At 62.0% G+C, this 20,246-nt stretch carries 22 protein-coding genes; 4 read left to right on the top strand and 18 right to left on the bottom strand.

Features of this window, described 5'->3' with window-relative positions:
* Positions 1-51: 51 nt before the first annotated feature.
* The 8 genes from NKL04_RS00450 to NKL04_RS00415 all read right to left on the bottom strand — a co-directional run bounded on the left by NKL04_RS00450 (position 52) and on the right by NKL04_RS00415 (position 6,277).
* Positions 52-303, bottom strand: coding sequence for a hypothetical protein (locus tag NKL04_RS00450; protein ID WP_245261776.1), 252 nt, complete (start codon positions 301-303; stop codon positions 52-54).
* Between the two features lie 115 nt (positions 304-418).
* A complete protein-coding gene (locus tag NKL04_RS00445; RefSeq protein WP_348529716.1) occupies positions 419-502 on the bottom strand; it encodes a YHYH domain-containing protein in 84 nt (27 codons plus the stop codon).
* Positions 503-693: 191 nt separating this feature from the next.
* Complete coding sequence (locus tag NKL04_RS00440) at positions 694-837, bottom strand: hypothetical protein (protein ID WP_023686252.1); 144 nt, start codon at positions 835-837, stop codon at positions 694-696.
* 651 nt (positions 838-1,488) lie between these two features.
* Positions 1,489-2,832 carry a hemolysin family protein gene (locus NKL04_RS00435; RefSeq protein ID WP_023699716.1) on the bottom strand — a complete coding sequence of 448 codons (1,344 nt, stop codon included), beginning with the start codon at positions 2,830-2,832 and terminating at the stop codon, positions 1,489-1,491.
* A gap of 481 nt (positions 2,833-3,313) precedes the next feature.
* Positions 3,314-4,030, bottom strand: a complete 717-nt coding sequence (locus NKL04_RS00430; RefSeq protein WP_023669894.1) for a HoxN/HupN/NixA family nickel/cobalt transporter — start codon at positions 4,028-4,030, stop codon at positions 3,314-3,316.
* Between the two features lie 20 nt (positions 4,031-4,050).
* Positions 4,051-4,695, bottom strand: coding sequence for a DUF1007 family protein (locus NKL04_RS00425; RefSeq protein WP_155929560.1), 645 nt, complete (start codon positions 4,693-4,695; stop codon positions 4,051-4,053).
* Positions 4,696-4,782: 87 nt separating this feature from the next.
* Positions 4,783-5,310 (bottom strand): hypothetical protein, encoded by a 528-nt coding sequence (locus NKL04_RS00420; protein WP_023685957.1) that lies wholly within the window; start codon positions 5,308-5,310, stop codon positions 4,783-4,785.
* Between the two features lie 154 nt (positions 5,311-5,464).
* Entirely contained in the window at positions 5,465-6,277 is an 813-nt protein-coding gene (locus tag NKL04_RS00415) for a class I SAM-dependent methyltransferase (RefSeq protein WP_050587014.1), read from the bottom strand.
* A gap of 204 nt (positions 6,278-6,481) precedes the next feature.
* Between NKL04_RS00415 and NKL04_RS00410 the strand changes: the two genes are divergently transcribed.
* On the top strand, positions 6,482-7,075 hold the full coding sequence (locus NKL04_RS00410; protein WP_023807249.1) for a TetR/AcrR family transcriptional regulator: 594 nt from the start codon (positions 6,482-6,484) through the stop codon (positions 7,073-7,075).
* A 229-nt stretch (positions 7,076-7,304) separates the two neighbouring features.
* Here the strand turns inward: NKL04_RS00410 and NKL04_RS00405 are convergent, their stop codons facing one another.
* The 3 genes from NKL04_RS00405 to NKL04_RS00395 all read right to left on the bottom strand — a co-directional run bounded on the left by NKL04_RS00405 (position 7,305) and on the right by NKL04_RS00395 (position 10,839).
* Entirely contained in the window at positions 7,305-8,342 is a 1,038-nt protein-coding gene (locus tag NKL04_RS00405; RefSeq protein ID WP_031202368.1) for a Cj0069 family protein, read from the bottom strand.
* Positions 8,343-8,428: 86 nt separating this feature from the next.
* Entirely contained in the window at positions 8,429-9,844 is a 1,416-nt protein-coding gene (chrA, locus tag NKL04_RS00400) for a chromate efflux transporter (protein ID WP_031192963.1), read from the bottom strand.
* Between the two features lie 17 nt (positions 9,845-9,861).
* On the bottom strand, positions 9,862-10,839 hold the full coding sequence (locus tag NKL04_RS00395) for a chromate resistance protein ChrB domain-containing protein (RefSeq protein ID WP_023669887.1): 978 nt from the start codon (positions 10,837-10,839) through the stop codon (positions 9,862-9,864).
* Positions 10,840-11,075: 236 nt separating this feature from the next.
* On the opposite strand from NKL04_RS00395, the gene NKL04_RS00390 reads away from it, so the two are divergent.
* The 3 genes from NKL04_RS00390 (at position 11,076) to NKL04_RS00380 (ending at position 12,851) form a co-directional block, all read left to right on the top strand.
* Positions 11,076-11,300 (top strand): hypothetical protein, encoded by a 225-nt coding sequence (locus NKL04_RS00390; protein WP_023814962.1) that lies wholly within the window; start codon positions 11,076-11,078, stop codon positions 11,298-11,300.
* A 109-nt stretch (positions 11,301-11,409) separates the two neighbouring features.
* Complete coding sequence (locus NKL04_RS00385) at positions 11,410-12,384, top strand: Fe-Mn family superoxide dismutase (RefSeq protein ID WP_023669886.1); 975 nt, start codon at positions 11,410-11,412, stop codon at positions 12,382-12,384.
* Positions 12,381-12,851, top strand: a complete 471-nt coding sequence (locus NKL04_RS00380; RefSeq protein ID WP_023699717.1) for a chromate resistance protein ChrB domain-containing protein — start codon at positions 12,381-12,383, stop codon at positions 12,849-12,851. Before NKL04_RS00385 ends, NKL04_RS00380 begins: the two co-directional genes overlap by 4 nt.
* A gap of 34 nt (positions 12,852-12,885) precedes the next feature.
* Here the strand turns inward: NKL04_RS00380 and NKL04_RS00375 are convergent, their stop codons facing one another.
* The 7 genes from NKL04_RS00375 to NKL04_RS00345 form a co-directional block, all read right to left on the bottom strand.
* Positions 12,886-13,869, bottom strand: a complete 984-nt coding sequence (locus NKL04_RS00375) for an ABC transporter ATP-binding protein (protein ID WP_023686257.1) — start codon at positions 13,867-13,869, stop codon at positions 12,886-12,888.
* Positions 13,862-14,872: an ABC transporter ATP-binding protein gene (locus NKL04_RS00370; RefSeq protein ID WP_023686258.1), complete on the bottom strand. Its 1,011-nt coding sequence runs from the start codon at positions 14,870-14,872 to the stop codon at positions 13,862-13,864. The genes NKL04_RS00375 and NKL04_RS00370 overlap by 8 nt, the downstream gene beginning before the upstream one ends.
* A complete protein-coding gene (locus NKL04_RS00365) occupies positions 14,869-15,780 on the bottom strand; it encodes an ABC transporter permease (protein ID WP_023699718.1) in 912 nt (303 codons plus the stop codon). Before NKL04_RS00365 ends, NKL04_RS00370 begins: the two co-directional genes overlap by 4 nt.
* Positions 15,781-15,784: 4 nt before the next feature.
* A complete protein-coding gene (locus tag NKL04_RS00360) occupies positions 15,785-16,726 on the bottom strand; it encodes an ABC transporter permease (protein ID WP_023686259.1) in 942 nt (313 codons plus the stop codon).
* Between the two features lie 28 nt (positions 16,727-16,754).
* Positions 16,755-18,317: an ABC transporter substrate-binding protein gene (locus NKL04_RS00355; RefSeq protein ID WP_023686260.1), complete on the bottom strand. Its 1,563-nt coding sequence runs from the start codon at positions 18,315-18,317 to the stop codon at positions 16,755-16,757.
* Between the two features lie 130 nt (positions 18,318-18,447).
* Positions 18,448-18,888 (bottom strand): YqaA family protein, encoded by a 441-nt coding sequence (locus tag NKL04_RS00350; RefSeq protein WP_023683323.1) that lies wholly within the window; start codon positions 18,886-18,888, stop codon positions 18,448-18,450.
* 9 nt (positions 18,889-18,897) lie between these two features.
* Positions 18,898-20,220: an MFS transporter gene (locus NKL04_RS00345; RefSeq protein ID WP_023691678.1), complete on the bottom strand. Its 1,323-nt coding sequence runs from the start codon at positions 20,218-20,220 to the stop codon at positions 18,898-18,900.
* Positions 20,221-20,246: the final 26 nt, after the last annotated feature.

Genomic DNA, 20,246 nt, shown 5'->3' with positions numbered 1-20,246 from the left:
TACACGACGGGAAGCCGCCGGCTGGATCCTTATCCGAATCAGCGCTGTATCTCAGTCGTCTATCTCTTCGCCTTCATCGTCTTCGTTCGAACCGCGAGACGAGTCTTCGACGAAGGTTTGGCAGCCCTCATTAAATGGTTGGCTGTTTGAGCTGCAGTCGCTGTTGTTGGAAATCTGATTTTGCTCAGCCCAGTCGTAGCCAGCTTTATGCCCGGAACAATCTTCGGTGCAGTCATTTCCTCCGAAAGTCCCCTGCGCATGACATGGCGTGGCTGATGCCGCCGCAAGCATCAATGTGCCCAAGTGGAACAGCCTTCGAATTCTCATCTGCGCCCCCCCATGGTGAGCAACGCTGCTATCTAGGCGCCGCGAATATGCCTACTCGCACGAACCCAAATCACGCAATTTGGTCCTGATATCAGTGGCAGTGATACTCGCCAGTCTTGTGGTTGGTATGGCATCCATTGGCATCGGTGCCGCCGCCGTGTGCGAAGGTATCCATCGAAAATGCGAACATGGTCAAAGCCGCCATGGCGGCAAGGAAGCCCTCCCAAGATAATTTGGACAGAAGAGCACTATCGTGGAGTAGCACAACTGGCTGAATGCAAATTACCTACTTGTTAAGTGGCGATCTTCAATATCCAATATTGCCCCCCGCATCAAGATCGGCCGATGAAATGGCGAGCGACGGGCTTAGACGCCCAATTGCGCGGCCATCATTTGCGTGGCCGCCGTCGTCCGGTCAATGCCGCTGGTGATCGACAGCAGATGTCGTTTCGTCGAAAGAAATTCGGAGTCGCTGCAATCGGCCACAGCGCGCTTGAACAGGGCTCGCATGGCGAATCAGCGCGACCTCGCCGCTACCAGATCACAGACCAGCGAGGCATCTGTCGGCGCAAGTTGATTTGCGACGGCCTTTCGGATCGCAAAGCTTCGCGAACTCGGCTTTCTCAAAGCGGGTCAACGGCGCGGCGGCGGAAAATCAGGGGATTTCGGATTGGTCTTGGCCATGACTTCTGTACACGATTCAAAAATCATTCTTCGCCGCAAAAAATTGCCGCATGCCGCATCTGTGGTCGCTCGTCGACACGCAACCGACATGTCCCTCCGTCGCGCAGTCGCTGTGGTAATGGGGGTGCCACCGCCACGGCGCCACAACGGCCTGTGGCGAGTGTCGATCAGCCTGGCTGACTCATAGCAGCCCGAATGCCATTGCGGTGAGAAAGGCCACCACTAGCACCACCAGGACCCCAATAATCAGCCAGACGGCGCTCTTGGCGTCCATTTAGACCCTCAACTGTCGGTTCCATTGATCACATAGCGCGACGCGAAGACGCTCACCAGTCACTGTGACTCCAGCGGATACGCGTCCTGGGCGAACTGACGGGCGTTTGTGGATAGGGACTACTGTGGGAGCGTGGGTTCGAAAAGTGGGAATATTCGCGCGCAAAAGGCCGGCCGGCTTACCGGCCTGTCGCGCGGTCAGTCTCAACTGGTTGCCGGCTTGGATGTAGGCGGCTCACGGCGAGCGAGCAGCTTGTCGATCCGCCTTCCATCCATATCGAGGATCTCGAAGCGCCAGCCCTCGTGGTCAAAGTGCTCACCGGCTTCCGGCAAGTGCCCAAGGCTGGACAAGGCGAACCCAGCGATCGTGTGAAAATCCCCTTCGGCAGACCCCGATCGGAATCCTAGGCGAGCGAACGCATCGTGCGCCAGCATCATTCCGTCGATGAGCAAGGACCCGTCATCGCGCTCGATGACATCAGGGTCCTCATTGTCCAGGTCAGGAAGGTCCCCTGCGATGGCTTCGAGCAGATCGGTCTGGGTGACGATCCCCTCCAGAGCGCCATATTCGTCGATGACGATCGCCAGACGCACCGGCGTCCGCTTGAACTGATCGAGTACACGGAAAATCGGCCTTGCCTCGTGAACGATCAAAGGTTCTCGGATGACCGCCATCGGGTCAAGCGTTTTGCCGTCGAGCACCTGGTCGAGAAGGTCCTTCTTCAGAATCATGCCAAGCGGTTCGTCTATCCCCCCACGGCCGACCAGAAGCTGCTCATGGCGACATTGCCGGATGGTGCGCAGAATCTCGTCAGGGATGTCGTCGGTATCGATCCAGTCGATATCGCGTCGCGGTGTCATGATGTCGGCAATGCGCCGATCGCCGATGTTGAAGACACGCTCGACCAGTTCCTGTTGCGTCTGATGAAGGAGCCCTGCCTCCTGGCTTGCCGCCACGAGCAGCTTCAGCTCTTCGGGCGAATGCAAGGACTCCTCGCCTGTGCCCGGACGCAGACCGCACAGACGCAGCACCAGATTGCCGAGACCGTTGAGAACAAGAATCGCCGGCCTGAGCAGGAGCAGGAACAGACCGAGAGGGCGGACGACCCGAAGTGCCGTGCTCTCGCTGCGCTGGAGCGCCAGACTTTTCGGCGCTAGTTCACCCAGGACAATGTGTAGCGCGGTTATGATGATGAAGGCGATTGCGACGGCAATGGTGTGCGAAGCTGCCGTGGCCAGCGACCCCATCACTCCCAAGAGGAGTGGCTCGATCAAATGAGCGAGTGCAGGCTCGCCGACCCAACCGAGCGCCAGCGATGAGATGGTGATGCCGAGCTGAGTTGCTGCAAGGTTCGCATCGAGATTCACCAAAGCCCGTTGAAGGAGGCTGGCGTTCGAGCGTCCAGCTGTAGCCAATTCGTCGACGCGGCTTCGTCTAACCGCGACCAGCGCAAATTCGGCGGCGACAAAGAAACCGTTGGCGCCTACGAGTAGGAGAACCAACAGAATTCCAAGAATGTCGCGTAGACTACCATCGTCCGCAGGCATGATATCCTCTTTATGAAACAGCCACTCTCATCTCTCAAGCGCGTATGCCGCCGTCGTGGAACCGCCGTTGGCCATCATTGCGGAGCGATCACCGCAGCTCCGCCTCTGACAATCAGGGGCAAGATAGCCAAATCCGCGCTGAGTATCCTACCCCCGCAAAAAATCCGCCGGCGCGAACCGGCGGGCCAGAAATCGGATAGAAAAAGAACCGGTCATGCCGGCCGAACTAAATGTGGCGTCTGGGTAGTCGAAGTCAATGGACCCGCCGCGTAGAGATCGCCTTTGATCCAGTGATTTAGCAATATCACCCCGATGCCGGCGAGGATCGCCAGCGCTATCATCCAAATGATCTTCTGACGGTCGCTCAATGTTCTAAACCCAAACCCGAACCGCGCGTGCCGGCACTTAATGGCACGACGTCGTTAATTGCAATGTGATCCCTATGAGAATCGCTGTGGCCTTGGCGGTCGGTCAAACTTTCTCATTTCGACGAGATTTGCCAGACAGCCACGCCAGTAAGAATAAGGCCGGCGGTACCTTCGATAGTTCGCGATATCACATCGAACAGGCGCGGCCGACGGTCGAAGAAATGCACCAGCCGTTCCCGAAACAGGATCGACAGAACTGCCACGCAAGACAACGTCAGTGCCACGCCGGCCATCATGGTGATTGCAAAGAGTATGCCCGCGACCGGAACACCTCTTGAGATCGCGAAGGTCATCGCGAAGAGCGTCAATGGACATGGGATCAGGCCGGCCATGACGCCCACAACCTCGCCTTCATGCTGATGGTGATGACCGTGGCTGAGCGCCCGCCAAAGCATCCACAGACCAATTAACCCGAGCAGGCCACGACTGACATCCTCCAAAAGCGGCGCCCGGCCGACGCTGCCCAGCGCAATCGAGACCAATGGCAACGAGAGGGCTGCAATCACAACGGCAATCGTGACATGGGTGAAGGAGAGTGTCAGCGACACCAGTAGGCCGCGACGGATGCTGGCATCCGATCCGGCCAAATAGGTAGCCAGCACGGCTTTGCTGTGTCCGGGTGTCAAAGCATGCGCAGCTCCGAACAGGACACCCATCGGCAGGAAGGCAGTGAACGCCAGCCAGTCGCCCCCGGCTGACAGCAATTTGATCTGTTCGGCGAGCGCCAAGTATATCGTGCGTTGAAACTCGACCAGGGTTTGGAAAAACACGTTCTATCCGTTCCGCCGCTTCAACTGCACGTCAATTCAAGGCGTGTCGCGAATATCTTGCCGAGATCGGTTCCGGTCGGATCGCTGAAGAAGGCATCCGTCAATTTCGTCTGATTCTGTGCGATTGCGGTATTCGGATCGGGGCGGACGACGGCCCTCGTGCAATCTTTCGGTAGGCCAGCCACGGCGATCTTATCGTCATCGGTGAAATCGATCGCGGTGTAGAAGGTCGGATCGTAGACGCCGATGCTCACCTTGCCGGCGAGCGCCAACGTGTCTTTCGGCTGCGTCTCGAATTGGATGATGAGTTGATTGTTCTCGTAGCTAGTGACCAGCCTCGCCGGCGGCGTCATCGCCACGTCCTTGCCTTCCACAGTGACCATTTGGAAATAATTGTATTCTTCCAGTGAGGCATGGATGGTGAGGGCGGCGGCGTCGAGTTCTTCGGCGTCGAGAGTAAAGTCGGAATTCTTGTCGAACTCCATCAGCACCGTCGAGGAGAAGAGCTCGTCGAACCGCCAGAGATGCTTGAGCGACTTGACCGACTTGTCAGCGCCAACCGTTAGGTCCAAACGGGCTTCCGCGAAGACATGAGGATGAGCGCCGACCGCGACGGTGGAGGCGAGCAGGAGCGCCATGCCAAAAATCGTGCTGGTCAGTCGCATTTGCGCTCGCTTTCTCGTCATTGCGCGCCAACCGAGTGATCTGGCAGCGCAAGCAGGCTAAATTGGGACGCGGCCCGCGAAGCCTTTTCAATCATCGACTATCGAACTTGCTATGATGGCGTTCGCTGTGCCCCGAACGGCTGGCGACGTCAAATGCACGAGCTGCTTGCGATTGCCCGCGATCAGTATGAACAGCCGGGAAACCTGCCTGCCCTTCCTCTCCTCGCCGATTTTTTCGGCGTCGGTGCGGTGGAAGAACCGTTTTTCAAACTCGGCGCGGTCGACATCGAAAAGCTTGAGCGAGCAGGTCTGGACGGACCTGCCGTCCATGGTCGCCCTGGTCACCGCGACCATCGTTCCGGCCGGAAGGTCGTCGCCGGTGACCTGCCATCCGCGGAACGCCTTCATGGCATCCACAGGAGCAAGTGCCGCGCCGTCGACGAGCGGCGTCCATCCGCGCGTCTTTGCCAATGTCGCGGTTCGCTCGAAGTCGGGGCCGTGCGCCAGGCATGTCGCGTGGAAGGCATCCAGCGCCCGGTCGACGCCATCGGCATGCGCAAGCGGTGATGCCAACCATGCGGCCGCAAGCGTCAAGGACAAGTAGGTCTTGGGCATTCGGTAGACTCGCGTATCGAAGCAGGCCGGGATAGCCAATCGGCAAGATAGCGCCGCGGCGGCTACGCACGCAATGCAGCGCGGCCCGCGACTACCGGCCCGCGCGTCTTCCTGGCGGCGGCGCGCCCGGTCCGGTCGCCGCGGCATGCGGCGCTCAGGCAGGCAGGATCTTGTCCGTGGTCGCGCGCACATAATCGAGGTTCATGGTCCCGACGGCGCCGGTATCGTCGACCCTGAAGCCTGTCTCGACCAGTAGAGTTCCGACCGCATTCATGTCGATATGCCCGTGCCGATGGAGCCTCGGCAATCTGGATTCGTGCAGCGGCCTTCCGAAGTCGATCAGCAGCAGTCGGCCTCCCGGCTTCAGAACCCGCTCCGCTTCACGGAAGAAGGTCGATCGGTCGGGTTTCGGCAGGTGATGCAGCATGAGCGTACCGATCACGATGTCGAATTGGCCATCCTCGAAGGGAAGTTCCTGGGCCGTCGCCTGGACGAAGGTAAGATCAACGCCGGCTCGCGTAGCCTTGACGCGCGCCCTCTCGACCATTTCGACCGATGCGTCGACGCCCGTGACGCGTCCGACCGCTCCGACCAACCGTCTCGCGGCTATGGCAAGCGTGCCCGTACCGCAGGCGACATCGAGCATCGCCTCGCCGGGCTGGAGCCTTGCCAGACGCAGCATGAATTCACGGAACCGGTCCTCGCGGCCCCAAGTCAGGACGCGCGCAAGCAGGTCATAGCCGACCGCCCTATGCAGGACGATGCCGATGCCCCTTTCGCCGGCGCCATGCGCGCCGGCAGTCCGCATGTGATGGAAGCCGCCCCAGAGTGCGAATGCCGCGACCGCAGCGAGGATGAGGCCGTGGACTGCAGCCGTCCAAGCACCGGCATTGAGATAGCCGTCCCCGAAATGAAGCATTAGCAGAAAACCGGCGACCAGCGACAGTTTGACGAGCACAGCAAGCATAATAACACCCTTTCGCGAATGCTGTCCGTTTCCAGCCCGATGACCAAATTGGTGCATTTCCTTTTGCCTCCTCGTCCGTTTCCGGAGTGCTCAAGGCATTCTTGAGCTTCTGGACTCGGCGTATCATACTGGACAGATTGTCCATTAGCGCTGTTGCTGGACAACGGACCGCTGAACGTCCCAAACCGCACGGTGGAAAGAGCAATGACCATTAAAATCGAGCGGCCCGACGACAGGGGTACGATCGACCGTCGTGTCGCGCGCACGCGCGCCATGCTGCAGGACGCGCTGATTGCTCTGATCCCAGAGTGCGGCTATGCGGCTCTCACCGTGGAAGACATCTGCCAGAAAGCTGATGTCGGCAGGTCGACCTTCTATACGCACTATGCCGGCAAGGACGAATTGCGCAGCGCGGCCCTTGAGGCGCATCTGCTGTCGCTGAGCAGGCGCGTGTCGGCAGACGAAAAGACAGGCAATCGCCTGTTCGAATTCAGCCTGCCGATGTTCGAGCACGCGCGGGCGTTCCGGTCGCTTCACAAAGCGCTACTTGCGAGCAGCGGCGACACGATCCACGATCAATTGCGTGAACGCATACGGCGCGCAGTGCGAACCGAACTGTCTGGCAAGCGGATCGGCGACGCGGGCGTGCCGCTGGAATTCGTCGTCCAGTTCATATCGGGAGCCTTTCTCTCGGTGCTTGCCTGGTGGATCGCCGAGGACTCCAGCCTATCGCCGGCCCAGGTCGACGACCTGTTCCAGCGGATGGCGGGTTCAGCTCTTCCGGGGCGGTCACCCTAGCAAGACCTTCCAAATCCAGATCTCGCGCCGGTTGAGGCTAACGTTCCTCGGGCGGCCGAATCTTGCGAAACGTCATGAGCAAAGGATTTCGTAGATGGTGTTCAAGCCACCGGCGACGAGAATTGGTCAGCCGAAACCGGAAACGGCAAGCAGGGGTCCGGCGACCATCGGACTGACCGCCGAACCGCGTTCGGCCAGAGCCCCACTCGGACCGCCAATCTTCGTCGATTCAAAATCGCATGGCAACGAGTCGAGCTATTTCGGCCGGCGCTTGATCGGGGATGGCAAAGACCGAGCTGACGTTGATCTCACAAAGCGCATACGTGTCTTCACCTGACACAGTCCGTGGTCCGTAGAGAAAATCGGCATCCCAAATGATCGGCAGCGACCTGGCATCGACGCCTAGCACAGCCATCATTTGCGGCGTCCACCCGGTTTCCATATTGGTCCGCAGCGACTGAAACGGTTCGGCCGTGGCGGGATGCATTATCCGCGGCCCTGGTTGCGCAGCCTCGGAATCTGGCCCTTCAGGAGGTGGTGGGATTAGGGCCTTGATGAACTGGTGGCCAAAGCCGACCACCTTGTCGGCGCCCATGTAACAGCGGATCATCCCGTCGGGTAAACGCGGTTGGAATGGCTGATCCACGATGCAGCCATCGGGTGTCAAATACACCTGGCAGCGCGCCATGAAATCCGGCAGTGCGAGTTCTTCCGGCATACTGCCGCGTCGCGCGTGCAGCACCCGAACCGCCGGCTCTCCGCCAGGAAGCGAACCGATCAGCTCGACCTTCCATACTCCCTGGCCGCCATTGCCGCGGTTCTGCTTCAGCACCCGTGGACCGGCCGTCCGAAGCCGCTCCGGAAACGCCTCGCGAAAAGCCTCGGCGGAGCCGTAGAGGTAAGTATCGGTTCCCCATCCGAGATGCTTCGTACGGTGCAGAACTTCCTTCACGCCCATTTTCAGGATCACGTCTGGATGTGCACTCACCCAGGGGCCGCGTGCCGCCACGTCGCGCAGCAGCGGGTCGAGCACCGCACGGGTTTTTCCCTCGTGCAAGGGATCGACCCAGACCAGCACGCCGTCCGTCGCCAGGAGCTGGGTCCGAACCTCCTCGGCAAACTCTTCGTCATAAACGGCGGGTTCGGCGTGAACACCGATCGCAGCGAGTTCCTCGAACACGCGATGAAACCGGTTGTTCTGCGGTGTCGCCGTGCGACGCGCCTCCCGGTCACCGCGCCAGACCACAGCCACTCGCCTCGTGCCCATTATACCTCGCCTCCTACTTGCTCGCCCATCAGGCAGCCCCGATACGAAATAGACTGCGATGCTCGCATCCGAGCAGAAAGATCGCCCTAGACCGAGCCCGCCGCGACGCCGAAAAGCACGCCCAGGATCGAACATGCCGCTAGCACCGGGATCACGCCGACCTTGAAGCGGAATACCGCCAGCATCGCACCGAGGGTCAGTACGAGAGACGGAATGTTGAGGGAACCGAGGACTGGCACGTCGAGCCTCATGCCCAGCAAGCCGATCTCATGCAAATCGCGAAACAGGACATGAAGCGCGAACCACACCGCGAGGTTCAGGATCACTCCAACCACCGCTGCCGTGATGGTCGACAGTGCGGCTGACAGGGCCTTGTTGCTGCGCATCGTCTCTATGTACGGCGCGCCGAGAAATATCCACAGGAAGCACGGGACGAAGGTCACCCACGTCGTCAGAAGGCCGCCGAGCGTTCCAGCGACCAACGCGTTAAGAACCCCCGGCTCCCGGAATGCTCCCATGAAACCAACGAATTGAGTGACCATGATCAGCGGACCCGGCGTCGTTTCGGCCATGCCGAGGCCATCCAGCATTTCTCCAGGCTTCAGCCAGCCATAGTGCTCGACTCCTTGCTGGGCGACATAGGCAAGCACCGCATAGGCCCCGCCGAACGTCACCACCGCCATCTTGGAAAAGAAGATGGCGATGTCGGTGAAGACATTGCCTTGCCCAAGAAACAGCAACAAGAAAAGGACCGGAACGAACCATAGCAGCAGAAACACCGCCGCAATCTTCAGCGACCATTCGATGGATGGCCGGGCATGCGCCGGCATCCCTTCGCCAAGCGCCGAGTCGACATCATCGACCTGCTTGCCACCAAGCTTGCCATGTCCATTGCCTGGCTGGAATGCGGCCCAACCCATCTTGCCCCCGACGTAGCCGATCACGGCCGCAACCAGGATGACCAGCGGGAACGGTGCATGGAAGAAGAACAGGGCGATGAAGGCTGCCGCAGCGAGGCCGACCATCACATTGTTCCTGAGCGCCCTCCTGCCGATCCGCAGGACCGCTTCGAGCACGATGGCCAGAACCGCCGCCTTCAGGCCGAAGAAGAGCGCCTGGATAGCGCCAACGTTGCCGAAGATGGCGTAGATCCAGCTCAGGACCATGATGGCGACCGCGCCTGGCAGCACGAACAGGATTCCCGCGACGAGGCCGCCTTTGGTCTTGTGCATGAGCCAGCCAATATAGATGGCCAATTGCTGCGCCTCCGGACCTGGCAGCAGCGTGCAGTAGTTGAGCGCATGCAGGAATCTCGTCTCGCCGATCCAGCGCTTTTCCTCAACGACGATCCGATGCATCATGGCGATCTGGCCGGCCGGGCCGCCGAAGCTGAGCATTGCAACGCGGGCCCATACTCGCATGGCGTCCGCAAACGAAATGTCATGGTCGTGGGTTTCGGCCAGAGATGGCGGCGTCGTGACGGACTGCTCCAGATTGGCCATAGTTTGAGTCCCTGCGGTCATCCGCGTTTCTTGCGGAAATACTGATAGAGGTTGTCGAAGACAGGAGCGCCCTGCGCGATCCGCTGTTCGTCGCTCTCGTTCGCCATGGCGATGCCTGCAATCAGACTGGCAATCCCAGTCGCCTCCTCGCGACCGAACTTGTTGTCCTTGAGGTCGATGTCATGGACGATCTCGGCGATGGCCTGGAGTGCCGGATCATTGATGCCGGCGCGGGTAAGCAGAACTTCGAAGCTGCAGCGATCGCCCTCATGGGTGATTTCGCCTTCGAACATGTCGAAGCGCAATTCCCCCTCCTTTGGCACGTATCCCTTGCCCGCTACGAAGCGGATGATCGCGTCAGCATCGATGAACCGGCGGATCAGCCAACTGCAGGCGATGCGGTCGACATGCACGTCCCGGCGCGTGACCCAGATTCGGCCCTTGAGCTCGCTCGGCTCGGCGGCCTTCTTCGGTTCCTTGGTCATGGCCTTGTCCTCTGTAAGCTGTGTTTCAAGTTCGGCGATCAGTCCCTCGATCGTGAGGCGACCGCTGGCACCAAAAAAGTCGATCATCACCACTTCAGTGAGCCGCTTGCGCAAGCGACCAAGTTGCGGACGCGCTTCTGCGTGTTTTTCCGATGTCGCGTCGGCCCCAATCGCTGCAGCCAGCTCGCGCGCTTCCCCAGCGATCTCCGCATAGTCGGCATCACGGGCCGCGTCGAACATCGCCCGCACCTGCGCGTCCGACAGACCGTCGACAAGGCGCGCCTCGCAAATCATGGCCTCGCCGCCGCCGGCGACGATCTCCTTCAGAAGCCATTCGAAATCCTCCTGCATCTCGGCATTGGCCGGCAGGGCGTAAACGGTGCTTTTGACTGCGACCGCGCCGATGCCTTGCAACCGTCGCCAGATCTTCACCCGGAAATAGGCGGGCTTGCTTGGCAGCTGATAAATCAGGAGCAGCCAGCGCTGCTCCTGCGATTGCCCCTCACTCATAAGTGAACCGTATCATGGACTGAATTAGATGCAACACTTGTATCATGGCTCATGCGCAAACCATACTAAATGGCCAAGATCCGCAGAGACACCATACTTCAATGCGGGCGAAGCTCATCGTCGGTTGTCGAAGCGCCCCAGCGCACTTCCGGGCGAAGAAAGAAAGCTCATGTGGCGCCCCTCGAACGTCGTCCGGCAGGAATGGAGGCCCCGGAAGTAATGGCGACGGCACCTTCGTGTACACAGTCACGGACAATCGCATCACACGCCTCGCCATCAAGGCTGGTGTCACCGAGAACGGTCGCGTCGAGGTGACGGCGGGCCTTTCGGAAGCGACATCGGTGGTGGCAACCACCCAAGGCGTGCCGCCCCTGAGGACTGCGGTTCAGCCGCAGATGGTTCGCTCCTCGTCCTTGGTGGAATACCCGGCGCAGCTGGGATCGATTCCCTCTCGCCCATAAGTGACCCGTATCAAACACCTGAGCAAGATGCAACACTTGTATCATTTCTCGTTTGGGCATAACGTGCGCCTGCTCACGGATGGGCCGTGCCGCCGAGCGAGGAAATCCAATGCCGCACCAGATCATGCCGCTGCCGTTCAAGCCGCCCAGGCTCGTCGGACTGTCCGAACGCCTGCTGGCCAGCCATTATGAAAACAATTACGGCGGTGCGGTTCGCCGCCTCAACGCTATCGAACAGCGGCTCGATGAACTCGACTGGGGCGCAGCACCCGTCTTCGACATCAACGGGTTGAAGCGCGAAGAGCTGGTCGCGGCAAATTCGGCGATCCTGCACGAGATCTATTTCGATGGGCTCGGTGGTTCCGGCGATGCCGGAGGCGATCTTGCCGCAGCACTGGAGCGCGACTTCGGCAGCGTGGCGGCATGGCGCGCCAAGTTCATGGCTTGTGCTAAGGCGCAGGCCGGAGGCTCGGGATGGACGCTGCTGACCTGGTCGGAGCGCCGCGATCGGCTGACGATTCAATGGGCGGCGGATCACACCAATTGTCTCGCCGGCGGCATGCCGATCCTCGCGCTCGACATGTACGAACATGCCTACCACCTCGATTTTGGCGCCAAGGCTGGCGCCTATGTCGACGCGTTCATGAAGAACATCCATTGGGAGCGGGTTGCCGCCCGCCACCGGCGGGCTGTCGCGCAGCGCGATCCTTCAACAGGACCTGCATCGGACAATAAGGTTCCAACTGTTGCGCCAGAGGAACTGCGGGCCCGACTCGACCAGGGCGAAGATCTGGTCGTGCTCGACGTCTGCCTGGCCGACGATCTGGCAAAACGCAGCGATATGCTGCCGGGCGCCAAGCTCCGCGCTCCCGAGACCATTGCCGATTGGGCCGATGAACTGCCGAGGGACAGGCCTGTCATCGTCTATTGCGTGTACGGCTTCCAGGTCAGCGGCGACGCAGTCGCCGAACTGCGTCGCCGCGGCGTCGATGCAACGGCGCTCTCAGGCGGCATCGCCGCCTGGCACGCCATCGGCGCGCCAACCGTCCCTCTGGTGATGAGCGAAGAAAGGATTGCGTCATGAAATGGGTTACCCGTGAACGCCCGGTCATCGACCGCATCGCCTGCCCCTGGCTGATTGCACGCTTCATCGACAACGAACCTGATTTCCTGTTCGCGGCACCTGATCAGGTGATCCGTGTTGCCCAGGAAGCGGGCGCGACACCCTACGACGTGCCCGGCGTCGAATTCACCCATGTCGGCGACGGTTGCAGCTTCGACACCTTCGTCTCGAAATTCGGCCTCGATCGCGACCCGGCGATCGTGACCATTGCCGCGATCGTGCGCGGCGCCGACACGGATCGGCACGATCTCACGCCACAGTCTGCAGGACTGCTCGCGATCTCCATGGGGCTGCGGGACGTGACGCCCGACGACCACGAGATCCTGAAGCACGGCTTCGTCATTTACGATGCGCTTTATGCCTGGGCCTCACGACGCAAGGCGGAGACCCATAGCTGGCCACCCGTCACGAAGCCGGCGGCGGCCTGAAGTAGCGGGCAACGAGGGCAGATCAAGTCGGCACTCAAATCACCGGCCGCCGCTCGCCGTCGGCAAGGTGGCAGGCCGCGACCCCGCCATGCGGCACCGAGCGCAACATCGGCTCCTCGGTCCGGCAGACATCGATCGCCACAGGACAGCGGGTGTTGAAGCGGCATCCCGGTGGCGGCGCGCTGGGGCTTGGAGGGTCGCCCGCGAGGATGATTCGGCGACGGCCGGCCTCGATACGAGGATCCGGCGAAGGAACCGCCGAAAGCAGTGCCTGGCTGTAGGGATGGGCCGGCTCGCGAAACAGCGGCCGCGTCACGCCGGCTTCCGCGATGCGGCCAAGATACATCACCGTCACGTTTGAGCAGACCTCGCGCACGATCGCCAGGTCATGCGCAACGATGACGATGGTAAGGCCAAGCTGTTTCTGCAATGATGTGAACAGGTTGACGATCTGCGCCCGGATCGAAACGTCAAGCGCGCTGAGCGGTTCGTCGCAAACCAGGATCGATGGCTTCAGCGCAAGCGCGCGAGCGATCGAAACGCGCTGGCGCTGGCCGCCGGAAAGCGAACGCGGCAGGCGGTCGAGCACGGTCGCTGGCAGCGCCACCAGATCCAGCAGCTCGCCGATACGGCGCCGGCGCTCGGCCGGAGATCCGAGGCGATGGATCTGCAGCGGCTCTTCCAGCGTCTGGTAGACGGTCTGGCGACGGCTCATCGAGCCCAGCGGATCCTGGAAGACGAACTGGACCTCGCGGCTGAACGATTTGCGGTCCGACTTCAGCCACTGGGCGCGATCCCGCCCCGAGATCAGCACCGTACCCTCAGTCTCCTTCTGCAGGCCGACGACGCTGCGAGCCAGCGTGGTCTTGCCACAACCGGATTCGCCAACGATGCCATGGAAGGCACCACGCGGAATGGTCAGGTCGATGCCGTCGACCGCCCGCACGGCGCCTGTGCCGGAGCGGTTGGCGAAATGGACCTTCAGGCCCTTAACCTCAATCGCCGCAATGTCAGCCATGGATTGCTATCCCTTCCCGCCTCAGCACCACCGGGCATCCCACCTTGTGCGGCGTCCCGCCCGTCGAGATCGTCTGGAGCGGCGGCCGATGCACGCGGCATTCGGGCTCAACCAGTTCGCAGCGGGCAGCGAAACGGCAGCCCGGCTCCAGCCTGATCTGGTTCGGCGGCAAACCTGGTATTTCCTTGGTCGCGGCGCGTTCGTCGGCGCGGAAATCCGGTACAGAGGCAAGCAGCCCGCGTGTATAGGGATGCGTCGGCCGCGTCAGCACATCCATCGCGATCCCCTCCTCCGCCACCTGCCCGGCATAGAGCACCATGACCCGGTCCGCGACCGAGGCGACGACGCCGATGTCGTGCGTGATCAGCACGACCGCGATGCCTTCCTCGCGCTGGATCTGGCGGATGAGCTCCAGGATCTGCGCCTGCACCGTGGCGTCGAGCGCAGTGGTCGGCTCGTCGGCGATCAGCACGCGCGGCCGGCTTGCCAGGGCCAGTGCGATCATGGCGCGCTGCAGCATGCCGCCAGACATTTCATGCGGATAGCGATCGTAGCGGTCTTCCGGGTCAGGGATGCCGGTGCGGGCGAGCAGCGAGACCGCTTCCTTGCGGGCATCCGCATACGAGAGATTGGCAAAGCGGCGCGCCTGGCGCGCCAGTTGCGGTCCGATCTTCAGCATCGGGTTCAGCGCGCTCATCGGGTCCTGGAAAATGACGCCGAAATAGCGGCCGCGAAGGTCAGACAAGCGCCTGGACTCCATTCCGACCAGTTCGCTCGCTTCGGCTCGGGCCGATCCCTTGATGTCGACGGTGACGCCCTCGGGCAGCAGGCCGAGCGGCCCAAGCGTCATGACGGTCTTGCCCGAACCGCTCTCGCCGACGACGGCGACTGTCTCGCCGGGACGGACGTTGAACGACACCCCATCGACCGCGCGCACGGAAACGGTCGTGGCGTAGAGATCAATGACCATGTTTTCTATGGAGTAGATCGGCTCGTCGCTCATGGCGCGGCTGTTCCCGTTTCGACGGCGTTCCGCTCCGCTTCCTCAACGGCGCGCGCCTTGCGACGCTTGCGCAGCAAACCGCCGCGCACCGGCCTCGGCACCTTTTGCAACGCGAAGGTCTCGCCCAGCAGATTGAAGCTGACCACCACCAAAGTGAGCGCAAGGCCCGGAAGGACGACAAGCCTCGGGTATTCCTCAATGTAGCTCATGCCGTCGACCAGCATCTGGCCCCATTCCGGCGCCGGCGGCGCGACGCCCAGGCCGAGGAAGCTCAGCGTCGCGATGGCCAGGACAAGGGCGCCAGCATCGGCGCTGGCATAGACCACGACGAGGGCCAGGACATGCGGCAGGATATGGCGCACAAAGATCCACAGATGGCTGGCGCCCATCACCCTTGCCGCTTCGATATAGGGCTGTTGCAATTCGGCGGTGACCACGGCGCGGCTCATGCGGGCATAGTTCGCCCACCACGCCAGCGTCAGCGCCGTGATCATCGACCAGTAGCCGGTGCCGAGAACGCCGATCAGCGCCAGCGCGATCACCAGGCTTGGCAGCGCCAGCGCGATGTCGATGAGGCTGATCAACACCAGCTCGACGCGCCCGCCGACATAACCGGCGAACGAACCGATGCTGACGCCGATGGCAAGTGCGGCCACCAGCACGATCACCATCGCCACCAGCGATATGCGGGCGCCGCCGATGATGCGGCTCAGAATATCGCGGCCGAGATAGTCGGTGCCCAGCCAGTGAGCCCAGCTCGGTCCCGCAAGCGTGACGTCGTAGTCTTGCGCGCCGGGATCGTAAGGCATGATCGAGGGACCGAGCACACCGACCGCGACAAAGAAGACGACTGGCAGCAGCACCAGCCAGGGCCAGTCCTTCATGCTCCTGAACAAGGACGTGTTCATCGGATCAAGCTCCTCTCGCCCTACGCATGCGCGGGTCGACAAACATGCAGATCACGTCAACCATCAGGTTGACGACAACGAAGAACACCACGAACAGCAACAGAACCGACTGCATGCCGACGAAGTCGCGGAAGCGGATTGCATCGATAAAGAAGGCGCCGACGCCGCGCAGCGCAAACACGGTTTCAACCACGATCGAACCGATGATCATCAGCGTGAACTGGGCGCCGAAGGTGGTCAGGAACGGGATGGCGATGTTGGGCAGAGCCTCGCGCATCAGCACCTGTGTCCTCGTGTAGCCCTTCGCGAAGCCCGTCGTGGCGAAGGGTCGCGACATGGCCTCCTGGAGGTTGACGCGGACGACGCGGCTCAGCACCGATGCCGGAAACAGGGCGATTGTCACCCACGGCAAGAGCCACGAGGTGAAGCCGCTGACGCCGAAGGTGGGCAGCCAGCCCAGCATCACCGAAAAGACGATGACCAGCAGCGCCGCCACGAAGAAGTTCGGCGTCGAGGCGCCGACCAGCGAGAAGGCGTGGAGGAACCAGTCCAACGCGCCACCATTGCTGACCGCACCGGCAACGCCGAGCGCCAGCGACAGGAAAAAGGCGAGAATGCCGCCGCCCGCAAGCAGCGCCGCCGTCATCGGGATTCTGGCGGCGAATTCCTGCGCGATCGGCTTGCCGGTGCGCAGCGAGACGCCGAGATCGCCTGTGATGGCGCTGAAAAGCCATCGGCCGTAGCGGACCGGCAGCGGATCATAGAGCCCGAGGTCCTCGCCGATCTTCTTGATCATTTCGGCATCCGCGCCCGGGCCTGCCGCACGCTCGGCCATGAGCGCGGCGACGTTGCCCGGCGCCGCGGCAACCAGGGTAAAGGTCAATGCCGATGCCGCCACGACAAGCAGACAGGCAAGCAACATCCTTCGCAGAATCGTGCGTCTCATCGGAACTCCCCCAGGAGGTTCGAGGCGTTCAGGCCTTCAGCGTGATCGCCTTGAACGGCAGGTCGTAGTCCGTCGCGGGAAGCGCGAAGTTCTCGACGCGAGGATTGTGCGCCCACAGCCGCTGGCTGACAACGAGCGGGCAGATCGCCCGGTTGTCGTGCAGCCAGTCGTAGAGCGCCTGCATCTTGGCTTCGCGTTCGTCGCCGCTCGCTTCGAGCGCGGCCTTGACCACGCCATCAAGCTCCGGGGAAACATAGATCTTGCCGTCCGGCCCGCTGTCGGCGGTGGATACGAACGCGTTGCCGAGCGTGCCGTGCGGATCATAGGGCGCGCCATAGGTGGTGAAGAAGGCAAGATCATATTCGAACGCCGGGCGACGGTCGTGCATGGTGGCGTTGTCGACTGACGAGACCTGAACCTGGAAGCCGACCTCGGACAGCTGACCCTGGATCATCTCGGCGATGCGGCGCGAACCCGGCAGCGATTCCTCCGATACGAGGAAATCGATCGCCAGCGGCGCGCTCTCCTTGCTCCAGGCGCCTCCGCTTTCGCTCCAACCGCCATCGGCAAGGATTTTCCTGGCCGCGGCGACGTCGCGTACCGGCACGTCATGCCGCTTGCCCGACGAAGGCACGTTGGCCGGGAAGAGATCCGCCGCCGGATCTGCGTAGCCTTCGAACAACACCTTGGCGATCGCGGCGCGGTCGACCGAGACATAGATGGCCTCGCGCACGGCCTTGTCGGCCATCATCTTGGCCTTCGGCGAATAACCGAGCAGCATGGTTGCGGTGCCGGCCTCGGCCACCACTTTCATACCGTCCTTTTCAAGCGCGCGGGCGCGGCGTGGCGACAGCGTCGCCACCCAGTCGCCGCCGATCACGTCGAGATCGCCGGAACGCAGGGCGTTGGCGCGGGCGAGTTCGTCGGGAACCACCTTCAGCTCCATGCGAGCAAACAGTGGCTTCTCGCCCCAGTATTTGTCGTTGCGCACCAGCACGGTGCCGGAGGAATCGTAGCTTTCGACGATCCACGGTCCGGTGCCGACCGGAGCGGTCTGCTTGCCGCCGGCGTCGACAGCCTTCGGCGACAGGAAGCGCACCGGACGCACGATGGTGAGCTCCAGCAAGGCGGCGGGCACCGGACGCTTCAGCTTGATCGTCAACTTGCTGGGTCCATCGGTGACGATGCTGTCGAATCCGTCGGACACACCGATCCATGAGAAATCCGCGACGCCCAGCCAGCGTTTGAGATTCCATTCGGCGGCGGTCGAATCGAAGGGTGTGCCGTCACTGAAGGCAACACCTTCGCGCAGGTCGAAGGCGATCGAAAGCTGGTCGTCGGCGACAGCCCACTTGGTGGCGAGCCCGGGCTCGAGCGCGCCGTCCTGGCCATAGTGTATGAGGGCGTCGAACACGACCGTGTAGGAACTCAGCGTGGAGACGTTTTGCAGCAGGTCGAGATCGCCGGTTTCGGCGGCAATGGCGACCTTCAACGTTTCATGCCCCTCCGAGTACGCGGCGCGCGGAAACGCGGCAATGAAGGCCAGGCCGGCTGTGGAGGCCAGGAAATTGCGGCGGTCGAGAGTCATCATGTTAGTTCCCCTTTTTGTTTGATTGGCAACGATCATGTGCACGCTTGCTAATTTGTATAGACATAAGACATAAAGTCGGAAAACCGTTTGAGAGTTTTACCCCAGCGACCCACTTGGTCGCGGTTGCGGCCTACAGCCAGTTCAGCACCGCCGCCGAGAGCGCGAGATAGCGGCCGGCTTTCGCCATCGTGACGATCGCAACGAAGCTCCAGAGCGGCTCGCGCAGAACACCGGCCATCATCGTCAGCGGATCGCCGATGACGGGAACCCAGCTCAGCAACAGGCTCCATCGTCCGTAACGGCGGTAGCGCGCCGCGGCGCGATCGAGCGCAGTGGGCTTGACCGGAAACCATTTGCGGTCGCGAAAGCGGTCGATGCAGCGGCCGAGCAGCCAGTTGACAACCGAACCAAGCACGTTGCCGATCGTCGCGACCAGGATCAGCGCCGCCGGTGACTGGCTTCCGGTCAGCAGCAGGCCGGCCAGCACCGCCTCTGACTGCAGCGGCAGAATTGTCGCTGCGGCGAACGCGGTGAGGAACAGCGCGCCGAAGGCACCAACATCTCCCAGCATTGGGGCCGCTCAGCTCGCTTTCGGCCATTTTGGGTGCCTATCGTTAACGACATAACCATGCGCATGCTCGAAGCCTGCTTCGGTCCAGACGGCGTCCTCGAGGTGCGAATGCCCGTCAGACAGATCGTCATGGGCGTGGCTGAGAACGTCGGGATCGTGACGCGGCCACAACCACATCGCGGCAAAGAGTGCCGCGGCGCCAATGACGCCAAGCAGGATAAAGGTGAAGGGCAGGCCCATCGCCGCGCCGACGAGTCCGGCGATCGGATAGGTGATGAGCCAGCAGGCGTGCGAAAGCGCGAATTGCGCGGCAAACAATGCCGGCCGGTCGACGGGATCGGCCGAGCGCTTGATCAGCCGCCCAGACGGGGTCTGCGCCAGCGAATAGCCCAGCCCGAGCACGAACCAGAGCGGCAAGAGCAGCTGATAGCTGATGGCGAACGGCCCTGCGAACACGCCGGCAACCAGCAGGCCGGCGCCTGACAACATCGCAACCCGATCCGGGATGCTGTCCAGCAGCCGCGGCAGGACCAGCGCCGCGATCATCGAGCCGCCACCGAAGGTGGCAAGGGCAAGTGCCGTGTCGCTCTGGGAAAGGCCGAATTTTGCCTGAACCAGCACGACCGTGTTGACGATCACCATGGCACTGGCGGCGGCGACAGCGAGGTTGAGCGCCAGCAGGCCGCGCAATCTCGGCGTCGCCAGATAGATACGGATGCCGCGTGTGGTGCGCTCGTAAATGCCGCGCGGCTCAGAGGGTTTCGGGCTCGGCAGAACCACCGACACCACCAGCGCGGCCGACGCCAGGAAGCCGATGACCGTGCCTGCGAACAGGCTATGGAAGCTGATGACGGAAAGCAGTGCCGCCGCCAGTATCGGACTGACCACGCTCTCCAGATCGTAGGCAAGCCGCGACAGCGACAGCGCCCGCGTGTAGTCCTTCTCTTCGGGCAGCACGTCAGGGATCGAAGCCTGGAAGGTCGGGGTGAAGCCGGCTGACGCCGACTGCAGGATGAAGATGAGAAGATATATCTGCCAGACTTCGGTGACGAAGGGCAGGAATACGGCAACCCCTGCCCTGATGAGGTCGAGCGAAACCAGCATGGTACGGCGTGGTAGGCGCTCGGCGAACGCGGCGGAAACGGGCGCCACGCCGACATAGGCGATCATCTTGATGGCAAGCGCCGTGCCGAGCACCGCGCCGGCATCGGCGCCGGCAAGGTCATAGGCCAGCAGCCCGAGCGCCACGGTGGCAAGGCCAGTGCCAATCAGGGCGATGACCTGGGCCAGGAAAAGATGGCGATAAGTGCGATTGGCAAGGACTTGCAGCATATGTCTGTCTTCTTGGAGGAGCGATG

Source organism: Mesorhizobium sp. C264A (assembly GCF_040324515.1).
Lineage (GTDB): Bacteria > Pseudomonadota > Alphaproteobacteria > Rhizobiales > Rhizobiaceae > Mesorhizobium.
The sequence above is the reverse complement of the archived record's forward strand: the minus strand, read 5'-3'. Positions and strand labels throughout refer to the sequence as shown.

Excerpts from the sequence above, each read along its gene's own strand:
- NKL04_RS00445 (WP_348529716.1), bottom strand. The coding sequence starts at position 502 with ATGGATACCTTCGCACACGGCGGCGGCACCGATGCCAATGGATGCCAT.
- NKL04_RS00440 (WP_023686252.1), bottom strand. The coding sequence starts at position 837 with ATGCGAGCCCTGTTCAAGCGCGCTGTGGCCGATTGCAGCGACTCCGAA.
- NKL04_RS00435 (WP_023699716.1), bottom strand. The coding sequence starts at position 2,832 with ATGCCTGCGGACGATGGTAGTCTACGCGACATTCTTGGAATTCTGTTG.
- NKL04_RS00425 (WP_155929560.1), bottom strand. The coding sequence starts at position 4,695 with ATGCGACTGACCAGCACGATTTTTGGCATGGCGCTCCTGCTCGCCTCC.
- NKL04_RS00420 (WP_023685957.1), bottom strand. The coding sequence starts at position 5,310 with ATGCCCAAGACCTACTTGTCCTTGACGCTTGCGGCCGCATGGTTGGCA.
- NKL04_RS00415 (WP_050587014.1), bottom strand. The coding sequence starts at position 6,277 with ATGCTTGCTGTGCTCGTCAAACTGTCGCTGGTCGCCGGTTTTCTGCTA.
- NKL04_RS00410 (WP_023807249.1), top strand. The coding sequence starts at position 6,482 with ATGACCATTAAAATCGAGCGGCCCGACGACAGGGGTACGATCGACCGT.
- NKL04_RS00405 (WP_031202368.1), bottom strand. The coding sequence starts at position 8,342 with ATGGGCACGAGGCGAGTGGCTGTGGTCTGGCGCGGTGACCGGGAGGCG.
- chrA (WP_031192963.1), bottom strand. The coding sequence starts at position 9,844 with ATGGCCAATCTGGAGCAGTCCGTCACGACGCCGCCATCTCTGGCCGAA.
- NKL04_RS00395 (WP_023669887.1), bottom strand. The coding sequence starts at position 10,839 with ATGAGTGAGGGGCAATCGCAGGAGCAGCGCTGGCTGCTCCTGATTTAT.
- NKL04_RS00385 (WP_023669886.1), top strand. The coding sequence starts at position 11,410 with ATGCCGCACCAGATCATGCCGCTGCCGTTCAAGCCGCCCAGGCTCGTC.
- NKL04_RS00380 (WP_023699717.1), top strand. The coding sequence starts at position 12,381 with ATGAAATGGGTTACCCGTGAACGCCCGGTCATCGACCGCATCGCCTGC.
- NKL04_RS00375 (WP_023686257.1), bottom strand. The coding sequence starts at position 13,869 with ATGGCTGACATTGCGGCGATTGAGGTTAAGGGCCTGAAGGTCCATTTC.
- NKL04_RS00370 (WP_023686258.1), bottom strand. The coding sequence starts at position 14,872 with ATGAGCGACGAGCCGATCTACTCCATAGAAAACATGGTCATTGATCTC.
- NKL04_RS00365 (WP_023699718.1), bottom strand. The coding sequence starts at position 15,780 with ATGAACACGTCCTTGTTCAGGAGCATGAAGGACTGGCCCTGGCTGGTG.
- NKL04_RS00360 (WP_023686259.1), bottom strand. The coding sequence starts at position 16,726 with ATGAGACGCACGATTCTGCGAAGGATGTTGCTTGCCTGTCTGCTTGTC.
- NKL04_RS00355 (WP_023686260.1), bottom strand. The coding sequence starts at position 18,317 with ATGATGACTCTCGACCGCCGCAATTTCCTGGCCTCCACAGCCGGCCTG.
- NKL04_RS00350 (WP_023683323.1), bottom strand. The coding sequence starts at position 18,888 with ATGCTGGGAGATGTTGGTGCCTTCGGCGCGCTGTTCCTCACCGCGTTC.
- NKL04_RS00345 (WP_023691678.1), bottom strand. The coding sequence starts at position 20,220 with ATGCTGCAAGTCCTTGCCAATCGCACTTATCGCCATCTTTTCCTGGCC.